This is a genomic window from Trinickia sp. LjRoot230 (genome assembly GCF_964253315.1).
GTDB lineage: Bacteria > Pseudomonadota > Gammaproteobacteria > Burkholderiales > Burkholderiaceae > Trinickia.
The window spans coordinates 4,198,370-4,217,926 of sequence record NZ_CAXUQX020000001.1; the positions used below are offsets into that span (position 1 = coordinate 4,198,370).

Below are 19,557 nucleotides of genomic sequence, written 5' to 3' on the forward strand. Positions count from 1 at the left end.
AGGGCGCTTACCTGTGTTTACGGCAGCGCCCAGCGCACCAAGAGGGCGGTTGGCAACGTTTTTGGCTCAGGGAAAACACCGACCCGCAAGCGCACCGTCCCGACCGGTGCCACTGCGCTAAAACCCTTGTGTACCAACGCTTTTCACGAGGTGCAACCTCTCTGTGAATTCGGTTGCACCTTTTTATTGGGAGGCGTACGATTCGGCCAACTTTTTGGTCATAAGCTGGCTCATGGCTGGCGGCGAAGAATCATGGCAAGCACAACCCTGGGTGTAAAAGTCGACGACCTTCTGCGCACGCGTCTCAGAGAGGCCGCCGCGCGTCTCGAGCGCACGCCGCATTGGCTCATCAAGCAGGCCATCTTTGCCTATCTCGAAAAAATCGAGCACGGTCAGATGCCCCCGGAGCTGACCGGCGCAAGCGGCGTAGCCGACTTTCCGGATGCCTCGGCGGGCGATCAAGACGAAGAGGGTGCGCCGCATCCGTTCCTCGATTTCGCGCAAAGTGTGCAGCCGCAATCGGTGCTGCGCGCCGCGATCACGGCGGCCTACCGCCGCCCCGAGCCCGAATGCATCCCGTTTCTGATCGGCGAAGCGCGCCTGCCGGACTCGCTCGCGGCAGACGTGCGCAAGATGGCCGGCGGCCTGGTGGAGACATTGCGTGCGAAGCGTACTGGCGGCGGCGTCGAGGGGCTCATTCACGAATTCTCGCTGTCGAGCCAGGAGGGCGTGGCGCTGATGTGTCTCGCGGAAGCGCTGCTGCGCATCCCTGACCGTGCCACGCGCGACGCACTGATTCGCGACAAGATCAGCAAGGGCGATTGGAAATCGCACGTCGGCAACGCGCCGTCGCTGTTCGTGAACGCGGCCACCTGGGGTCTGATGATCACCGGCAAGCTCGTGACGACCAACAGCGAGGCTGGGCTGTCGTCGGCGCTTACGCGGCTGATCGGCAGGGGCGGCGAGCCGCTCATCAGAAAAGGCGTCGATATGGCGATGCGTCTGATGGGTGAACAGTTCGTCACGGGCGAAACGATTTCCGAAGCGCTTGCCAACAGCCGCAAATACGAGTCGCGTGGCTTTCGCTACTCGTACGACATGCTGGGCGAGGCCGCGACGACGCAAGAAGATGCGCAACGCTACTACGCGTCGTACGAGCAGGCCATCCACGCCATCGGCAAGGCGGCGGGCGGGCGCGGCATTTACGAAGGCCCGGGCATCTCGATCAAGCTCTCCGCGCTGCACCCGCGCTATTCGCGCGCGCAGCAAGAACGCACGATGAGCGAGCTGCTGCCGCGCGTGCGCGCGCTTGCCGTGCTCGCGCGCCGCTATGACATCGGTCTGAACATCGATGCTGAGGAAGCCGATCGGCTCGAACTATCGCTCGATCTGCTCGAAGCGCTGTGCTTCGACGCCGAACTCGCGGGCTGGAACGGTATCGGTTTCGTCGTGCAGGCTTATCAGAAGCGCTGCCCGTATGTCATCGATTACCTGATCGAACTCGCGCGCCGTAGCCGTCATCGCATCATGGTGCGCCTCGTGAAGGGCGCCTATTGGGACAGCGAAATCAAGCGCGCGCAGATCGACGGCCTCGAAGGCTATCCGGTCTATACGCGCAAGATTTACACCGACGTCTCCTATCTGGCCTGCGCAAAGCGTCTGCTCGGCGCGCCCGATGCGGTCTACCCGCAGTTCGCCACGCACAACGCGCATACGCTCGCGGCCATCTACCATTTGGCGGGCCAGAACTACTATCCTGGCCAGTACGAGTTCCAATGCCTGCATGGCATGGGCGAGCCGCTGTATGAAGAAGTGACGGGCCGCGAGAAGCTCAACCGTCCGTGCCGCATCTACGCGCCGGTGGGCACGCATGAAACGCTGCTCGCCTACCTCGTGCGGCGCTTGCTTGAAAACGGCGCGAACACATCGTTCGTCAACCGTATCGCCGATGAATCGATACCTGTTGCCGCGCTCGTCGTCGACCCGGTCGACGAAGCGTGCAAGGTCACGCCACTCGGCGCGCCGCATACGAAAATTCCGCTGCCGCGACATCTCTATGGCCCCGAGCGCGACAACTCGATGGGCCTCGATCTCTCGAACGAACATCGTCTTGCGTCGCTTTCGTCGGCATTGCTCGCGAGCGCGCATTACCCGTGGCGTGCCGCGCCGATGCTCGGGGAAGGCGATGTCATTGCCGGCTCCGCGCGCGACGTGCGCAACCCGGCTGACCATCGCGACGTGGTGGGCGCCGTCGTCGAGGCGACGCGCGAGCATGTCGACGCGGCGCTGACCAACGCTGTGGCCGCCGCGCCGATCTGGCAAGCCACGCCGGTCGAGGCGCGTGCCGATTGCCTCGCACGCGCCGCCGATCTGCTCGAGGCGCAGATGCATACGCTGATGGGCCTCATCGTTCGCGAAGCCGGTAAATCGCTGCCGAATGCCATCGCCGAAATTCGCGAGGCTGTGGATTTCCTGCGCTACTACTCGGCGCAGATTCGCGACGAATTTTCGAACGACACGCATCGGCCGCTCGGCCCGGTCGTTTGCATCAGCCCGTGGAACTTCCCGCTCGCCATCTTCATGGGCCAGGTTGCCGCGGCGCTGGCGGCGGGCAACACGGTCGTGGCCAAGCCTGCTGAGCAAACGCCGCTGATCGCCGCCCAAGCGGTGCGCCTGTTGCGAGAGGCCGGCGTCCCGGCGGGCGCTGTGCAGTTGCTGCCCGGCGATGGCGAGACGGTCGGTGCGACGCTCGTGGCCGATGCGCGCACGCGTGCCGTCATGTTCACCGGTTCGACCGAAGTGGCGCGCCTGATCAACAAGACGCTGAGCAGCCGCCTCGACGCCGATGGCCGGCCCATTCCGCTGATCGCCGAGACGGGCGGGCAAAACGCGATGATCGTCGATTCATCGGCGCTGGCCGAACAAGTCGTCGCCGATGTGCTCCAGTCGGCCTTCGATTCAGCTGGTCAGCGCTGCTCCGCGCTGCGCGTGCTGTGTTTGCAGGAAGATGTCGCCGAACGCACGCTCGAAATGCTCAAGGGCGCGATGCAGGTGCTGGTGCTCGGCAACCCCGATCGCCTGTCGACCGATGTCGGCCCTGTCATTGATGCCGAAGCGAAGCGCACCATCGACACGCATATCGCCGCGATGCAGGAGAAGGGTCGGGCGGTGACGCTGATGCCGCTGCCCGAGGTCTGCGCGCACGGCACGTTTGTCGCGCCCACGCTGATTGAAATCGATACGCTCGCCGATCTCGAACGCGAAGTCTTCGGGCCCGTGCTGCATGTGGTGCGCTATCGGCGCAGCGAGCTCGATCAAGTGCTCGAGCAAATCCGTGCGACGGGGTATGGCCTTACGCTCGGCATCCATACGCGCATCGACGAAACGATCGCGCATGTCATCGAACGTGCGCATGTGGGCAACATCTACGTGAACCGCAACGTGGTGGGCGCAGTGGTGGGCGTGCAGCCATTCGGCGGCGAAGGGCTCTCGGGAACGGGGCCGAAGGCCGGTGGCGCGCTTTACTTGCAGCGTTTGCTGGCCAAGCGTCCCGCGGGTTTGCCGAAATCGCTTGCACGCGCGCTCGTGGCGGACAACAGGCCGGCACAAGCGAACGGCGACAGCAAGTTGGCGCCGCGTGCCGCACTTGTTGCGCTGCGCGACTGGCTCATCGCCGAGCGTGAGCCTATGCTCGCCGCGCGTTGCGATGGCTACCTTGCGAATCTGCCCGCCGGCGCCACGGCTGTGCTGCCCGGGCCGACCGGCGAGCGCAACACCTATACGCTCGGCGCGCGAGGTACGGTATGCTGCGTGCCGTCGACGCCGAGCGGCGCCCGCGCGCAGCTGGCTGCCGTCCTGGCGACGGGCAATCACGCGCTCTTCTCGGGCGCGGCGGGCGAGGCGCTCATCGCCGCGTTGCCGCCGCAACTGAAGCCGTTTGCGAGCATACAGCCTAGCGCCGATGCGCCGTATGATGCCGTGCTGTTCGAAGGCGACAGCGACGAGCTGCTGGCATGGGTCAAGGAAGTGGCGCAGCGCCCGGGGCCGATCGTATCGGTGCAGGGCGTGGCGACTCACGCGTTCGCCAACGGCAGCGACGAAGATTACGCGCTCGAACGGCTGCTGACGGAGCGCTCGGTCAGCGTCAATACCGCGGCGGCGGGCGGCAATGCGAATTTGATGACGATCGGCTGAGCGACCCTTGTCGACGGATTCAAAGCCGGAAGCGGTACGGCGAACCCGAGCCGCTCCACACCTACTTGGTTTCAAGGAGAACCTATGCAATACAAAATGAAACAGCTGGCGGGCGCAGCAATTGTTGCGGCAATGTCGGTGGCGGGGACCGCGTATGCGCAGCAGGTCGAGGACGTGAAGGTTGGTTTTGCCGGCCCGATGACGGGCGCGCAAGCGCACTACGGCGCCGATTTTCAGAACGGCATCACGCTCGCTGTCGAAGAGATGAATGCGACGAAGCCTGTCATCGGCGGCAAGCCGGTGCGCTTCGTGCTCGATTCGGCCGATGATCAGGCTGATCCGCGCACCGGCACGACGGTCGCGCAAAAGCTCGTCGATGACGGCGTCAAGGGCATGCTCGGCCACTTCAACTCAGGCACGACGATTCCGGCTTCGCGCATTTACGCGAACGCGGGCATTCCCGAAATCGCGATGGCGACGGCGCCCGAGTACACGCAGCAAGGATTCAAGACGACATTCCGCATGATGACGTCGGACACGCAGCAAGGCTCCGTGGCCGGCACGTTCGCCGCGAAAGATCTCAAGATGAAGAAGATCGCGATCGTCGACGATCGCACGGCTTACGGCCAGGGCCTCGCCGATCAGTTTGCGAAAGCAGCGAAGGCGGCTGGTGCGACGATTGTCGATCGTGAATTCACGAACGACAAGGCCGTCGACTTCAAGGCGATTCTGACGAAGCTCAAGGCGACCAACCCGGATCTGATCTACTACGGCGGTGCGGATTCGCAAGCGGCGCCGATGGTCAAGCAGATGAAGTCGCTCGGCGTCAAAGCGCCGCTGATGAGCGGCGAAATGGTGCACACCCCGACGTTCCTGAAAATCGCGGGCAGCGCGGCAGAGGGCACGATTGCTTCGCTTGCGGGCTTGCCGCTCGACGACATGCCCGGCGGTAAGGTCTACGTCGTGAAGTACAAGAAGCGTTTCGGTGCGGACGTGCAAACGTACTCGCCGTACGCTTATGACGGCGCGATGGCGATGTTCAATGCGATGAAAAAGGCCGATTCGACCGATCCAGTCAAGTACTTGCCGATGTTGGCGAAGACGGATATGGCCGGCGTGACGACGAGCCACCTCGCTTATGACGAACGCGGCGATCTGAAGAACGGCGGCATTACGATCTACAAGGTCGTAGATGGCCAGTGGAAGGCGCTGAAAAGCATCGGCGGCAAGTAATTCGATTCGCCGCCGCATCGAGCGCCCCGCGGGAGAGTGGTTTCCCCGCGGGGCGTTTTTTCGTTTATGCGGCCGCCGTTATCCGACGTGGGTGCGTTTGGCTGGCGACGAGACGGTTTCCATCGCGGCGAGGCCTTGGACGATGCCGCAGGCGTCGACGGTGCGCGCGCCGGTGCACTGCTCGCGCAACTCGCCGAGTTGTTCCTTGAGTTGCTGCAGTTCGGCGAGGCGTTGCTCCACGTGTCCGATATGCTCGTCGAGTAATGCGTCGATGGAGGCACAGCGGTCAGCCGGGTCATCGATCAGACGCAACAACGCGCGAATCTCGTCGTGCGTCATATCGAGCGCACGGCAATTCCGAATGAAGCGCAGCCTTTCGATATGGACGTCCGTGTAATGACGATAGTTCGCGTCGGTGCGCTGCGCGTCGGGCATCAGGCCCTCTTTCTCGTAGAACCGGATGGTTTCGGTCGTGCAGCACGCCGCTTTGGCTAGTTCACCGATCTTCATCGTGCATTCCTCGCCGGTCGGGTTGACCTTATAGTGGCTTCAAGGTGTTCACTGTACTCCATCGACCGAATACGAGTAGAGAAGCACTGATGTCCGAATCCCATCACGCGCCGCACGAGTCTGCACACCGTCATCATCACGGCCACGACGCCTGCTGCGCGAGCGCGCATACGCCAGAGTCCGGCACACTCGCGCCACTGTCGCCCGCGGTGGTGACGGGCGAGGGCGAAACCGTGTCGATTCGAACATCGATCCGCATCATGCAGATGGATTGCCCGACGGAAGAGGCGTTGATCCGAGACAAGCTCGGCGCGATGCCCGCCGTGAGCAGCATGGAATTCAATTTGATGCAGCGTGTGCTGACGGTGGTTCATGCACGCGACGCATTGGCTCCGGTTCTCGATGCGATCCGCTCGCTTGGCTTCGTTCCCGAACTGGCCGACGATGCCACGTTCTCACAAAGCGCCCTTCCGAGGCCGAGCCGCCGCTGGTGGCCGGTTGCAGTTGCCTGTGCGGCGGCGCTCGGCGCGGAGGCCGCGACGTGGTTCGGACTGTCGATTTGGCTGGCTGGCGCGCTTGCCGGCGTCGCCGTCGCGTTCTCCGGCTTCGGCACGTATCGCAAAGGGTGGATTGCCGTTCGCAACGGCAACCTCAATATCAACGCGCTGATGAGCATCGCCGTGACTGGTGCGATGGCGCTGGGGCAGTGGCCTGAGGCGGCGATGGTGATGGTGCTGTTCGCGGCCGCTGAGTTGATCGAGGCGAAATCGCTTGATCGGGCGCGGCATGCCATCGAAGGGTTGATGCAGCTCGCGCCCGACACCGCGACCGTGCAGCAGCACGACGGCAGTTGGGTCAGCGTCGAGGCGCGCAGCGTCGCACTCGGTGCGCTCGTGCGCGTGCAGCCGGGCGAGCGCATCGCGCTTGACGGCACTGTGGTCGAGGGGCGCTCAACCGTCGACCAGGCCCCGATAACGGGCGAAAGCCTGCCGATCGAGAAGACGGTTGGCGATGCCATTTTCGCCGGGACCGTCAACCAAGCCGGCTCGTTTCACTATCGCGTGAGCGCCGTCGCCGGCAATACGACGCTCGCGCGGATCATTCACGCTGTCGAAGCGGCGCAGAGCAAGAAGGCTCCGACGCAGCGCTTTGTCGATCGCTTCGCGCGCGTTTATACGCCGATCGTGTTCGCGCTTGCCGTGGCGGCTGCGATCGTGCCACCGCTCGCATTCGACGGCGCGTGGCGGGATTGGGTCTACCGCGCGCTGGTGCTGCTCGTCATCGCTTGCCCATGCGCGCTGGTGATCTCGACCCCCGTTACGATCGTGAGCGGCCTTGCCGCGGCCGCGCGGCGCGGCATCCTCGTCAAAGGCGGCGTCTACCTCGAGCAAGGTCGCAAGTTGCGCTGGCTCGCGCTCGACAAGACCGGCACGATCACGCACGGCAAACCGGTGCAGACTGAGTTCGAGCGATGCGGCGAACTTGACGAAGCCGCTTGCCAGCGCTTGGCTGCCAGCCTCGGCGAGCGTTCGGATCATCCCGTTTCGCGTGCGATTGCGGCCGGCGCGAGCGGGCTCGCAGCGGTGGCCGTGTTCGAGGCGCTGCCAGGGCAGGGCGTAACAGGCGTCATCGAAGGCAAACGCTATTGGCTCGGCAATCATCGACTCGTCGAAACACTCGAACGGTGCTCGCCCGCGCTCGAAGCTCGGCTCGAGCGCCTCGAGCGCCAGGGCAAGACGGTGGTGATGCTGATCGACGAGCGCAGCGTGCTCGCGCTTTTCGCTGTGGCGGATACCATCAAGGACACGAGCCGCGCGGCGGTTGAGCAGTTGCATCGGCTCGGCATTCGGACGGCCATGCTGAGCGGCGACAACGCCCATACGGCACGTGCGATTGGCGAGGCGATCGGCATCGACGACGTGCGCGGCGATCAGTTGCCGGATGACAAGCTCAACGCGATCGACGCGTTGTCGGCGAACGGCGTGGTGGTGGGCATGGTGGGCGACGGCATCAACGATGCGCCGGCGCTGGCGCGCGCGGACATCGGCTTCGCGATGGGTGCGATGGGCACGGACGCCGCGATCGAGACGGCCGATGTCGCGTTGATGGACGACGACTTGCGCAAGATCGCGTCGTTCGTGCGCTTGTCGCGCGCCACGCATGCGGTGCTGGCGCAAAATATCGCGTTTGCGCTGACGATCAAGCTGATATTTTTCGGGCTGGCACTGGCGGGGCTCGGCACCATGTGGATGGCGGTGTTCGCGGATGCCGGGGCGAGTCTGATCGTCGTCGGCAACGGCTTGCGGCTATTGCGCAAGTGATAAACGAATAGCGAAACAAGGGCCCTTCGACATGAAAGTGAAACGCATCGTTTCCAACATCAGCACGCCCGACGTCAGCCGAGCCGCGTCGTTTTATCAGGATGTGCTTGGGCTCGAGTGTTTGATGGACCTCGGCTTTATCGTCACGTTCGGTTCATCGGAGCAGATGAGCGTGCAGGTCAGCTTTGCGTCCGAGGGCGGCTCCGGCACACCTGTGCCGGACTTGTCGATCGAGGTTGATGACATCGACGCCGCGCTGCAACGGGTGAGAGATGCGGGCGTGCCGCTCGTGTATGGCCCCGCCGACGAGCCTTGGGGGGTAAGGCGCTTTTACGTGCGTGATCCGTTTGGCCGGCTGGTGAATGTGCTTGCGCATCGGTGATGCGATGCTTGTAGCGCTTGCATCACGCGGCGGGTTCCGGTTCGGGTTCCGTCGTACCGCTTTCCAGTTCCAGCAGACCGCGCGGTTCGAGGCGCTTCACGTCGCGCTTCCAGCCATGGTCGTGCACCTGCTTTACCGCTTTCAGGCTTAGGAACGCGAACGGAAGCTCGGCGGCACCTAGCAGCGTTTCAATCGTCGCATCGTGCAAGACGAGGTCGCCAGCTGCTGTGCCGAGGGCTATCGACAATAGCGAGGCCGTCACGAGTCCAATCTGAGCTTGATTGACAACCATGACTTCCCTCATCGCCGCGCCCGTAGCACGCAATCGGCTGACACTGGCCTTACGCTCGATCGGGTGGAGGTTGAGCGCCGAGGTGTCGATTTGGCGCAAACCCTCGATGATCGTCTCGCGCACCGCCGGCTTTGCATTGTGCTTGTCGAGCGCCTCGGAAATGCGGCGAATCAAGCCTTCTTTCGACGCGAGATCATCAAGCTCTTCGCGTTCCTTAGGGTTCAACGGCGAGCTTCCCTTGAGCTTGCCCTCTTTGTCGAGCCTGCGATATTGGGTTGCAAAATACTGGATCGAAAATAGCGTCGTGCAAAGCGGCAGGAGCACAGCGGAAAGAGAAAACGCGCCGCCGCCCACATGGGGGCCCAGTTTTTGCGCGATCTCGTCAACGTGGGTCGACAGCTCCAGGTCCGCCAGTACCACGGGTACCATGAACCCGGCTCGCTTGAGAATATCGGATTTCGGGACCCCCGCGGCCGCCCAACTGTCGAGGTCGCCTTTTTCCGCGATGATGTTGTCGGCCGAGCCAGCCATGAACTTGGCGACACCATCCAGGTGCAGGAGCCGTTGAACGACTTCGGCTATTGGCGAAACCGCCATCAGCATCTTGATCGTCTCGCGCACGCTTTCCCCGACGCGGAATGAATCGTCGAAGCCGACGCGTCTGGCTGCCCATTCGCTGCCGACGTATTCGTGGATGATCCGATTGATCTGTGCAAGTTCAGCGCTGGGCGGTGATATGCCCGTCTGAACCACGCCCATCAAGCTGCTCGAAAAACTGCTGATGAGATTGGCCGCCTCGACAAAGCCGAGTCGTTCGTCGAACTCCTCGGCAAGCGCATCATCGGTCAGTTGCGCTTCCAATGTGTTTTCGGGCACACGCTTGTGGGCTTTGCGGTGCGCTTTCATGTGGCCGTCCGCAATGGCGGCGACGTCGTTCGCCGTGATCGTGGGCATGTCGCCGTTTTGTATCAAGTCTCGAAGCCAGTTCGATACGTAGGCTTTTTGCAGCTTCCTGAGGTCGCTCACTTTGTCGAGAATGGCGTCTGGGGTATGCGTCGCCTTGATGTATGCGACCGATAGGCCGCGATCCTGCAAGGACAGAAGCATATCTCTCAGTCCCGGCTCGAGTTCGCAAATCCGCTCCAGCTCGAACGGCAAGGGGCCGCGCGCGTCGAGATCGGTGATTTCAAAATATTCGTCGACGAATGCTTTCGCTTGCGAACCGTTGTCGATGCCCAGCGCGTTCCACGTACCTGTGCGCGCGTCGAGCCAAGCCCGCTGGTCCTCGGGCAGCGCGGCGAGTATCTCGGGCGGCAAGTCCATTAGGTAATGCGCATTGAAAATTTGCGTGGCATCGTTGCCCACGCGCACGATCAATGGCTGCATCCATGCGCCCATGCCCTGCGCGAGCGGCCCGACTTGGATGTTTGCTTGTGCATCAGTGCTTAGGGATGCGAACCATTCGGAAAGGCGCGCGCTCGTTTTCTGATCTTCCTTGATCAGTTTGACTTCATCGCGCAAACATTCAGTGACTTTATTCAGCGCTTTCCGCTCTCTCGATCCAGGGTGCGGAACTCGGTCGCCGAATGCCTTGACTATTGGGCGACGGCCTTTCCCGCTTTTGCTGTCGCGCAGCGCATTAACGAACTGCCCTGGTGTCAGACCGATGTCTTTGGCTCGCGTAACTCTGAACGTTGCAAACGCGGCCGTTTGCAATTCCGACGTGGCGTCGGCCGGCGGCGGCGCTTTAGGCTCCAAACCTTTTGCGGCGGCGACTGTGCTAGCCAATTCGACAAGCTCACTCAAATGAGGAGGCACGACGTGTTGGGCGTATGGCTTGAGCTCGTACGCTGCTCGCCCGGCGCCGCCGTCATCGGGCTTCTGCGACGAGTGATCGTTGGAAATTCGCATGATGCAGGCCGCTCCGTTTTTCCTCTCTTCCGGTTGACGTTTGCATGTGCAACGTCGCCATCATTCCTAGTCTACGGAGGGCTTGCGGAGGTGGCGGGAGTTAAGCGCAGCGATGCGCTGCGCAACGAACCTATCGAGCATCGGTGCGACGCGTGCCAATGACGCGGACCTTTGGGATTTGATCTGTAAGGTATGTGTTAGCCGCCGGCGCTTCGGCACCGACAGTCCAAATCCTAGCGATTTCATCAGGTCTTTTCGTGTTCGGTTGCCGCTACGCTCGTTTCGCGGCGTTATCGAGTTTTTCTTGCGAAGGGGGGCGTCATGGCTATCAAAGTGACCATCCAAATGGCGAACGTGCCCAACACTTCAGGCGGTTTTTATTTATCTGTCGCTAGCAACGCGCAGTCGCGTACTTTCATGGTGCTGCTTACGCCTCTAGCGGTGACGGACGAAAGCAAGTGGTACGTCGAGGGCGTGCCGTCGGAAGATAAAGAAGCATGTGTGACCGGTTTCAGAAACGTCGCAACCAACACGTATCTGACCTATAACGCGGCCGATTTGAGCAACAAGGGCTACAGCTATTTCGAAGCGAACGGACGCGACGGGAACGACGAATCACCGCCAGCGCGCTTTACGTGCGGCGGGAAGGTTGGTCCTCCGCTTAACGGCCTGTATCCGGTGAGGCTGGCTGATGACATCAACGCATGGTTCGCCTTTGCCAACGATAACGTGTTCCAACCCGCCATTACAAAGAGCCTGGCGCGTTTTACTGCCGGCTGCAGGTTTGCTATCGCGCAGTGATTGGCCCTGCAAATAAGCATTGTTTCGCAGTCCTTACTATTTGAGCGTTGACTGTCGCCCTGCGCTACTTCGCCACCGTTTGGAGATGTTCGAAAATGAGCGATTCGATAACGTATGGGGCTTCTGTTTTCATCAGGCTCGATACGATCAATACCAACGACAAGATCCCGTTGAGCAGCCGCGGTTACCTGCATAACGATGAAAACCGGCCGGCAGCATCGTCCTTGTCGATCGATATAGCGACGCCGTGGGTGATCAGGTCGACGTGGGAGAACATTCAAGACGGCAAGTTTGGACAGCCCGTCATTGATGGCGATCTTGTCTATCTGATGGTGAGCCCGGCACCGGGCTTTACGCGAGGCCCGTTTCTCTTTGCTCCGGGTTCTGGCATTCCCGATGCCTATACGAATTTGCCGATGACCGCTAGCGACGCGGCGGCTTGCGCTTGGAACATAGTGGCCATTCCGCGCACACACGGTCCAATTGCATACAGCCAGCCGGGCGGCACGGGAGTAGAGTTTCGATCCGGTGCGAACGTGCTGATTTGCGACAGGGCAGACGTTTTGAATGGGCCGCCCTACAAAGTGAACGCACAAGACCCGAACGTTCGCGCCAGTCAGTACTGGTTGTGGCTTTTGGAGTCGGCAGCCGTAGGATCGATATCGGCGTCATCGCAACCGACACCGACACCGACACCGACACCGACACCGACACCGACACCGACACCGACACCGACACCGACACCGACACCGACACCGACACCGACACCGACACCGACACCGACACCGACACTATTCGACGTCCCGCCCAATACGTCGTTTGCGGTCACGGTTCTGTGGAATTCAAAGGCCGAACAGACGGTAGACCTCGTTTTGGGCAGCGATGTTGATCCAAGCTACCGTTTCACGGGTCAGGCGGGAGCGAAGGAAGACCGGCAAACGGAGTTCCTGACGAGCGATGCCAAAGGGGGTGTGCGCATCAACATCTGGGCGGGCAACGTTGCGTGTCAAACACAGACGGGGCAGTTCCCGGTTCCGGGCTCTGACGGCTCGATTGTTGGCATCGCTTCAGCACATAACGGCGCCGACGAAGATGGCACGTCCAAGGCCGCTGTGGTGGTGCTGGCTTGGTCGATATCGACGCAATGATCAACAAGCTGATCGGCGGTCGAGCGTTCGGCTCCCACGACGATTGTTCGCGCCGTGCCCGTAGCAGGCGAGCGTCTTCGCTAAGAATATGGTCTTCCTTCTCTTCTTCTTGAAATTACAAAAATGTTCCCCCACGGCATTTCACATCGACCGAACGCCGAGAGCCGCGATTATGGCGCCGCCGCCGTCACATCGCAGCCGGCTCATTCAGGGCTGTCGGCCCCGAAGCCATCCGCGGGCGCAGTGATTGCCGAATTGGCGTTGCTCAGGCGACAACGACTGCCGCAAGACCAAGACGCTGCGGACACTCATGTCCCGCTCACCCTGTTTGCCAAAGGTAAGAGCGGCGGTGATAGCGCTGGCCCGCTCAGAAGGGCTATTTTGCACAAGGCCGTTGAGAACGTGATGAAAGAGAACAACGGTAGCGGTGCGTCCAGAGAGGAAGTGACGGACGAAGCGGTCAAGATTCGTGAGGCCAGTGGCCTCAATAACCCCGATGCGAATTTTTCGGCGCTGACGCCCGACGTCAAAGCGGCCCCGAGCGCGCCGGCGATATCTGCGGACGCAAGCAGCTCATCGCATGATCATCGGCGCACTGCTTTGCTGCGACTTCGTCAAGCGCCTGCTTTAATGCGTCCTATGCTCGAGCGTGTGCGGTCCGCCGCCGCCGAAAGCGCCCGTCGCCTGGTCCCAAATCCGCTCGATGTGCAGACAGGTCACTGAGAGGGCGAGGCGGCTCAATCCAGAACCCAACGAAGTGGGTGGCATGACCCCTACTTCCCAATACAAAACCGGCTAAAAATCACACCCAGCAAGTCATCCGACGTAAATTCGCCGGTAATCGAATTGAGTTCTTCTTGCGCAAGCCGCAACTCCTCGGCAAAGAGATCGAGCGACTGATTCCCCGCGTCGCTATGCTCGGCGGCGAGCGCCAGATGATCCTGCGCGCCGCGCAGCGCGATCAAATGTCGTTCGCGCGCGAGATAAACGCTTTCCGTGCTTGCCTGCCAACCCGCGATGCGAAGTAGTTGCGCGCGCAACAAATCGATACCTTCGCTTTTTTTCGCCGACAGTCTTACTTCGCACACCTCACTATCGCCGTTGATCGCGCTAAGCCGATTCACCTCGGGGCCAAGCTCGGTCAAATCGGTTTTATTGAGCACGCGCACGATCGGCACGCCTGCCGCAAAGCGCTTGGCAATTGCCTCGTCCTCGAGCGTTATACCCGTTCTCGCATCGAGCAGATGCAGCACGACGTCGGCTTTCTCGATTTCGTCCCAACTTCGCGCGATGCCGATTTTTTCGACCTCGTCCTCGGTGTCGCGCAAGCCGGCCGTATCGATGACGTGCAGTGGAATGCCTTCGATTTGAATGGTCTGTGCAACCTTGTCGCGCGTCGTGCCCGCAACTGGCGTCACGATGGCAAGTTCCGCTCCCGCGAGCGCATTGAGCAACGACGACTTGCCGACGTTCGGCTGCCCGGCGAGCACAACGGTCAGCCCCTCTCTTAATAAGGCGCCTTGCCGTGCCTCGCCGAGCACGCGGGCGAGCCGCTCGCGGATATGGGCAAGCTTGCCGCGCGCATCGGCGGCCTCGAGGAAATCAATCTCTTCTTCCGGAAAATCGAGCGTTGCCTCCACGAGCATGCGCAACGCAATGACTTCGTCGACGAGCGCGTGAATGTCTTTCGAGAAAACGCCTTCGAGCGAGCGCCCGGCTGAACGCGCCGCGGCCTCGGTGCTTGCCTCGATCAGATCGGCGACGGCCTCGGCTTGAGCCAGATCGAGTTTGTCGTTCAGAAACGCGCGCCGCGTGAATTCGCCGGGCGCTGCGAGGCGCAAGCCGAATGTGGCGCCGGCTTCGAGGCAGCGCTGCAACACGAGCTGCAGCACGACGGGGCCACCGTGTCCTTGTAGTTCGATCACGTGTTCGCCCGTATACGACTGCGGCGCGGGGAAATAAAGCGCTATGCCGCGATCGAGCGCGTTGCCGCCTGCATCGACGAAAGCGACATAACTGGCGTGACGCGACGCCAGCACTTGCGCGCACAGTGCCTGCATCAGCGCGACGGCAGCCGTCTCGCCGGCGCGGCCACACGATATGCGCACCACGCCAATGCCACCTCGCCCGGGCGCGGTGGCAATAGCGACGATCGGATCTGAATCGATGGCAAGCATGACGGAGCGTGGAAAAGCAAAAACCAAAAACGACGTTCGGATAAGCGAGCCCGCGAATGCCGCAGGCGATCGGCATTGTAACGTGCCCTCGATGCGCTTTTCAGTGCGCTTGGCGCAGACGGCTGGGGCCCGTAGCACAAATGAGATTTATCTCAAGTGGGATAGTGTATTCTTCCGACGAACGGAAGCAAAAAACCGTGGCTGCTATGCGCAAAGCGCTGCCGAACTTGGCTTGCGGACCCGTCCGGGCGATAAAAGCGGTGAGCATATCGCGGCTTGATTCGGCTAAATGCGCGCTTATTCAAGCTAAAGCTGTCTTGATCGGTTGTCTCGTTGGTGTGGGCTCGATTGCACAATTTTGCGATGCCGACCGCCGAAGAAAAAGCGGCGTTCTCCGAACGCCTGAAGTTCGCCTTGCAGCGCTGCCCGGAGAAGGTGACGGGTGGGACGCAGCTCGCGTTGCACTTCAACCTGCGTTACCGCGGCGAGCACCCGATTTCGCCGCAAACCGCCCATAAATGGCTCACGGGCCGCACGATTCCCACGGCTGACAAGCTCGCGACGCTGGCCGACTGGCTGCGTGTCGATCTGCACTGGCTCCACTATGGGCCGCCGCCCAGTGCGACAGCCCGCGTCACGCCCAAACCGCTACCGCGCGATGAGAAGTATCCACTCACTCCCGAAACCATCGAGCTCGCTTCGAAGATTGAAGCGCTGTCGCCACACCATCGCTATCTGGTGCAGGAATTGATCGCCCAGTTTTACGGAGATAGTTCCGACTAGTGACGAATGATAAAAAAATCGCCTGGCTAACCAGGCGATTTTTTTACGTCCGACAACGCCGACCTACGGTAGATACGTCAGGCAGCAGCCTTCCTCTTAGCGCCCATCATTCGCGTGATGTAGTACTGCTGCGCGATCGACAGCACGTTGTTGACGACGTAGTAGAGCACGAGGCCGGACGGGAAGAAGAAGAACATGACCGAGAACGCGATCGGCATGAACATCATCATCTTGGCCTGGACCGGGTCCGGCGGCGTCGGGTTCAGCTTCGTCTGCACGAACATCGAGACTGCCATCAGCACCGGCAGGATGTAGAACGGATCTTGTTGCGACAGATCGTGAATCCAGAGCACCCACGGCGCGCCGCGCATTTCCACCGACGAGAGCAGCACCCAGTAAAGCGAAATGAACACCGGGATCTGAATCACGATCGGCAGGCAGCCGCCGAATGGGTTCACTTTCTCGGTTTTGTAGAGCTCCATCAGCGCCGCGTTCATCTTTTGCGGCTCGCCCTTGAAGCGCTCGCGCAGTGCCTGCATACGCGGCGTGATTTCCTTCATGCGCGCCATCGACTTGTAGCTGGCTGCCGATAACGGGAAGAACACCGCCTTGATCAGCAGCGTGAGCAGCACGATTGCCCAACCCCAGTTGCCGACGACACTGTAGATCTTTTCGAGCAGCCAGAAGAGCGGCTTGGCGATGATCGTCACCCAGCCATAGTCCTTCACGAGATCGAGGCCCGGCGCGATCCCTTCGAGCACGCGTTCTTCTTCGGGGCCGGCAAAAAGCCGGGCTGAGACATCGACCGATTGGCCCGGCGCGAGCGCAGCGAGCGGCTCGCGCATACCGACGCGATAAAGCGTCGGGTCGATCTTCTCGACGTAGATCTCGCGCTTCGCACCTTGTTGCGGAATCCAGGCCGACGCGAAGTAGTGCTGCACCATCGCGATCCAGCCATTATCGGCGGACGCCGCGTACTCCGCCTTGTTTTTATCGATATCGCCAAACGAAATCTTCTGGAAGTGATGCTCGTTCGTATAGACGGCCGGCCCGATGAACGTATGCGAGAAGCGCGGCGTGTCCACTGGTTCGCCGTCGCGCACGAGTTCCATGTAGACGGTCGGCGTGACCGGCGTCGTGCCCACGTTCTCGATCTTCGTGCTCACGCCGATCACGTAGCTGCTGCGCGTGAACGTGTAGGTTTTGATAACTTTTACGCCGCCTTTGACCGGCGATTCAAGGCTGATTTGGAACGACTTTTCGTCGCCGGTGAGCGCACGCGGACCCGCGACAGGCGTGAAGACGTCGTTGTGATAGGGGAAGTCGCCGCCGATCACGCCAGTCCGCGCCAGATACGTGTGCGTCGCCGTGTGATCGAAGAGCGTGACATTCAGGTCGGCTTGCTTCGGGTCGCTATTGCGTGTCAGTGTGAGCTTGTCGAGCGTGCCGCCGCGCGTGTCGATGGTGCCTTCGTAGATGTTCGTGCTGAAATGGATCAGCTGCGCGGCAGCTTGCGGCTGTCCGGGCGTGGCGCCGGCCGCGGCGACGCCCGCTGCGGACGGCGCGGCGCTGGCGCCCGCAGCCGCTTGTGCGGCACTGACGGTACTACCCGGTGCAGGGCCTGCGGCGTTGCGCGTGGCGGCCGGCGTCGGGAAGAACATCGACGGGTGGCCGTGTTCGCGCTGCCAGTTGTCGAACAGCATGATCGCTGACACGAAGAAGATCGCCCATAGGACGGTGCGTTTGATATCCATGCGTGGTCTCAGAGTCGATAAAGCGGCGCTTCAGCGCTTTTTCGATGGTACGGGTGGAACAAGGTCGATCCCGCCCGCGGAAAAGGGGTGGCAGCGGCACAGGCGCTTGAGCGCGAGGTAACTCCCGCGGCCGGCGCCATGATACTGGATTGCCTCGCGTGCGTAATCGGAACAGGAGGGATAAAAACGGCACCGGCTGCCGAGCAACGGGCTCAGGGCAATCTTGTACAAGCGCAGCAATGCGATCAGTACCGTTTGCATGGTGATGAAGCGGCAAAATCCGCCCCGAACTTCAATGCTCGGCCCGGCCGGCAGGCGCGGGTGGCGAGGGCGGCACAGGTGCCGCGGGTGCGACTACGGATTGGCGCTCGCGGCGTGCGATTTCGCTTGCCACATGCTCGAGCAGCGCCTCTATTTCGGTGCGGCACAGCGCTTTGAGTGGCCGCGACGCCGCGCTTGGGTACGCTGTCTTGTTGACACGCGTATGCAGGCGCAGCAGCACATCCCAGCCGCCAAAATCGGCGCGGCGCAGACGAAACGTTTCCCGCGCGATGCGCCGCACGAGATTGCGCGTTGCCGCGCGCGGCGCAAACTTCTTGCCGATCACGAGGCCGAGGCGCGCATCGCTGCCGGTGGGCCTTGCGTAGACGACGAAGTGGGCCGACCGGCGCCACGGGCGTAAACGAAAAACGGATGAAAACTCATCCGTTTTAAGGAGCCTCGCGGCTTTGGGAAAGGCGGCTTGCGCTTGCAACGGACCAAGCCCGATGGCAGCGGCGAGCCTCCCCGCGTTACCGCGGGCGTCGGACACGACGCGCCTGGGCGCCTTAGATGGCCAGACGTTTGCGGCCCTTCGCGCGGCGGGCGTTGATCACCTTGCGACCGCCGACAGTCTTCATGCGCACACGAAAGCCATGGGTGCGTTTGCGGCGCGTGACGGAAGGTTGGTAGGTACGTTTCATGTCGCTCTCACTGGAGAAGAATGGACCGCGCGCTTGATACTTAGTCTGATGCTCAAGTAACGAACTCAAGCAATGACTCAAGCCATGCCCAAGTGCAATCGGCGGTCGGAATTGGGTTTTCGCTTTCGCGGGAACCCGCTATTTAAACCGGTTTTCTGTTGGCCGTCAATACGTTAGAACGTGCCGCGAGACACCGGGGCCGGTGCGGCACGTGCGCCTCTTGCACGATCCGGCCCTGTGGATAACTCCCTGGCGGCCTGCTTTTGGCGGTAGAATCCCACCTTGTCTCAAGAATCCTGCACGCCGCTTTACGTTCCTCCGTTCGTCGTAAGTACTTGTCGCGAAAGGAAGTTCGTGGCGGGCTGTCTGCCGGTCCGGGCCCTATGTGCGCTTCGCGCCGAGGGCGGCAACCAGTCATCGTGCACCAAAAACGACGCCACCTCCCTGATGAACGAATTCTGGCAACACTGTTCCGCACTGCTGGAGCGTGAATTGACGCCCCAGCAGTATGTGACGTGGATCAAACCGTTGGCGCCCGTTGCGTTCGATGCCGCAGCAAACACGCTGTCGATCGCGGCGCCGAACCGCTTCAAGCTCGATTGGGTCAAGAGCCAGTTTTCGGGCCGCATCTCCGATCTCGCGCGCGACTTCTGGCAAGCACCCGTCGAAGTGCAATTCGTGCTTGATCCGAAGGCCAGCGCGCGTGCAACGGTGGGCGCTTCGTCGGTGCCGTTGCCGCGTGTGCCCGCGTCGGTATCGGCGGCGGCCTCGATGGTGACCGAAGCGGCCGTGAGTGGAACCCGCGGCAACGCTTATCAGAACGGCGTCAACGGCCGCGGTAATAGCAACGGCACCAACGGCGCCAACGGCACGCAGCCCGCCCATGACGCGGCCGATATCGATCTGCCGATGGTCGACGCGAGCGAGGCCGCAGCTGCCCGCCGCACGTGGCGTCCTGGCGTTTTCGGTGCGCCCGGTGGGGCCGAGACCGATTCGATGTACGAGCGCTCGAAGCTGAACCCGGTGCTGACGTTCGACAATTTCGTGACCGGCAAGGCGAATCAGCTTGCGCGCGCGGCGGCGGTCCAG

15 protein-coding genes are annotated in these 19,557 nt (G+C 61.8%); 8 read left to right on the plus strand and 7 right to left on the minus strand.

Going from position 1 to position 19,557, the window contains the following annotated elements; genetic code table 11:
• Nucleotides 1-252: 252 nt before the first annotated feature.
• On the plus strand, nt 253-4,194 hold the full coding sequence (gene putA / locus ACSQ20_RS19250; RefSeq protein WP_436022770.1) for a trifunctional transcriptional regulator/proline dehydrogenase/L-glutamate gamma-semialdehyde dehydrogenase: 3,942 nt from the start codon (nt 253-255) through the stop codon (nt 4,192-4,194).
• Nucleotides 4,195-4,278: 84 nt separating this feature from the next.
• The gene (locus ACSQ20_RS19255) at nt 4,279-5,427 is read left to right on the plus strand and encodes a branched-chain amino acid ABC transporter substrate-binding protein (RefSeq protein ID WP_436022772.1); all 1,149 of its coding nucleotides are present in this window, start codon (nt 4,279-4,281) and stop codon (nt 5,425-5,427) included.
• A gap of 78 nt (nt 5,428-5,505) precedes the next feature.
• Here ACSQ20_RS19255 and cadR read toward each other — a convergent pair whose 3' ends face one another.
• Complete coding sequence (gene cadR, locus ACSQ20_RS19260) at nt 5,506-5,937, minus strand: Cd(II)/Pb(II)-responsive transcriptional regulator (RefSeq protein WP_436022774.1); 432 nt, start codon at nt 5,935-5,937, stop codon at nt 5,506-5,508.
• Nucleotides 5,938-6,026: 89 nt separating this feature from the next.
• On the opposite strand from cadR, the gene ACSQ20_RS19265 reads away from it, so the two are divergent.
• Together ACSQ20_RS19265 and ACSQ20_RS19270 are read left to right on the plus strand one after the other, a co-directional pair.
• Complete coding sequence (locus ACSQ20_RS19265) at nt 6,027-8,258, plus strand: heavy metal translocating P-type ATPase (protein ID WP_436022776.1); 2,232 nt, start codon at nt 6,027-6,029, stop codon at nt 8,256-8,258.
• A 31-nt stretch (nt 8,259-8,289) separates the two neighbouring features.
• On the plus strand, nt 8,290-8,640 hold the full coding sequence (locus ACSQ20_RS19270) for a VOC family protein (RefSeq protein ID WP_436022778.1): 351 nt from the start codon (nt 8,290-8,292) through the stop codon (nt 8,638-8,640).
• A gap of 22 nt (nt 8,641-8,662) precedes the next feature.
• Here ACSQ20_RS19270 and ACSQ20_RS19275 read toward each other — a convergent pair whose 3' ends face one another.
• Entirely contained in the window at nt 8,663-10,843 is a 2,181-nt protein-coding gene (locus tag ACSQ20_RS19275; RefSeq protein ID WP_436022780.1) for a hypothetical protein, read from the minus strand.
• A gap of 321 nt (nt 10,844-11,164) precedes the next feature.
• On the opposite strand from ACSQ20_RS19275, the gene ACSQ20_RS19280 reads away from it, so the two are divergent.
• Nucleotides 11,165-11,644, plus strand: a complete 480-nt coding sequence (locus tag ACSQ20_RS19280; RefSeq protein ID WP_436022782.1) for a hypothetical protein — start codon at nt 11,165-11,167, stop codon at nt 11,642-11,644.
• A gap of 95 nt (nt 11,645-11,739) precedes the next feature.
• Complete coding sequence (locus tag ACSQ20_RS19285) at nt 11,740-12,792, plus strand: fucose-binding lectin II (RefSeq protein WP_436022784.1); 1,053 nt, start codon at nt 11,740-11,742, stop codon at nt 12,790-12,792.
• Between the two features lie 773 nt (nt 12,793-13,565).
• Here ACSQ20_RS19285 and mnmE read toward each other — a convergent pair.
• Nucleotides 13,566-14,969, minus strand: a complete 1,404-nt coding sequence (gene mnmE / locus ACSQ20_RS19290) for a tRNA uridine-5-carboxymethylaminomethyl(34) synthesis GTPase MnmE (RefSeq protein ID WP_436022786.1) — start codon at nt 14,967-14,969, stop codon at nt 13,566-13,568.
• 363 nt (nt 14,970-15,332) lie between these two features.
• Here mnmE and ACSQ20_RS19295 point away from each other — a divergent pair, with 363 nt between their 5' ends.
• The gene (locus tag ACSQ20_RS19295; protein ID WP_436022788.1) at nt 15,333-15,752 is read left to right on the plus strand and encodes a transcriptional regulator; all 420 of its coding nucleotides are present in this window, start codon (nt 15,333-15,335) and stop codon (nt 15,750-15,752) included.
• A 77-nt stretch (nt 15,753-15,829) separates the two neighbouring features.
• On the opposite strand, the gene yidC is transcribed toward ACSQ20_RS19295, so the two are convergent.
• Genes yidC through rpmH form a run of 4 tightly spaced genes read right to left on the minus strand, consistent with a single transcriptional unit; the run spans nt 15,830 to nt 18,468 of the window.
• On the minus strand, nt 15,830-17,506 hold the full coding sequence (yidC, locus tag ACSQ20_RS19300; RefSeq protein ID WP_436022790.1) for a membrane protein insertase YidC: 1,677 nt from the start codon (nt 17,504-17,506) through the stop codon (nt 15,830-15,832).
• Between the two features lie 30 nt (nt 17,507-17,536).
• Nucleotides 17,537-17,767 (minus strand): membrane protein insertion efficiency factor YidD, encoded by a 231-nt coding sequence (gene yidD, locus ACSQ20_RS19305; RefSeq protein ID WP_436022792.1) that lies wholly within the window; start codon nt 17,765-17,767, stop codon nt 17,537-17,539.
• Nucleotides 17,768-17,798: 31 nt separating this feature from the next.
• Nucleotides 17,799-18,317 carry a ribonuclease P protein component gene (locus ACSQ20_RS19310; RefSeq protein WP_436022794.1) on the minus strand — a complete coding sequence of 173 codons (519 nt, stop codon included), beginning with the start codon at nt 18,315-18,317 and terminating at the stop codon, nt 17,799-17,801.
• Between the two features lie 16 nt (nt 18,318-18,333).
• Nucleotides 18,334-18,468: a 50S ribosomal protein L34 gene (gene rpmH / locus ACSQ20_RS19315; protein WP_133649748.1), complete on the minus strand. Its 135-nt coding sequence runs from the start codon at nt 18,466-18,468 to the stop codon at nt 18,334-18,336.
• A gap of 447 nt (nt 18,469-18,915) precedes the next feature.
• On the opposite strand from rpmH, the gene ACSQ20_RS19320 reads away from it, so the two are divergent.
• A partial coding sequence (locus tag ACSQ20_RS19320) for a DnaA N-terminal domain-containing protein (protein WP_436022796.1) occupies nt 18,916-19,557 on the plus strand: 642 nt, incomplete at its 3' end.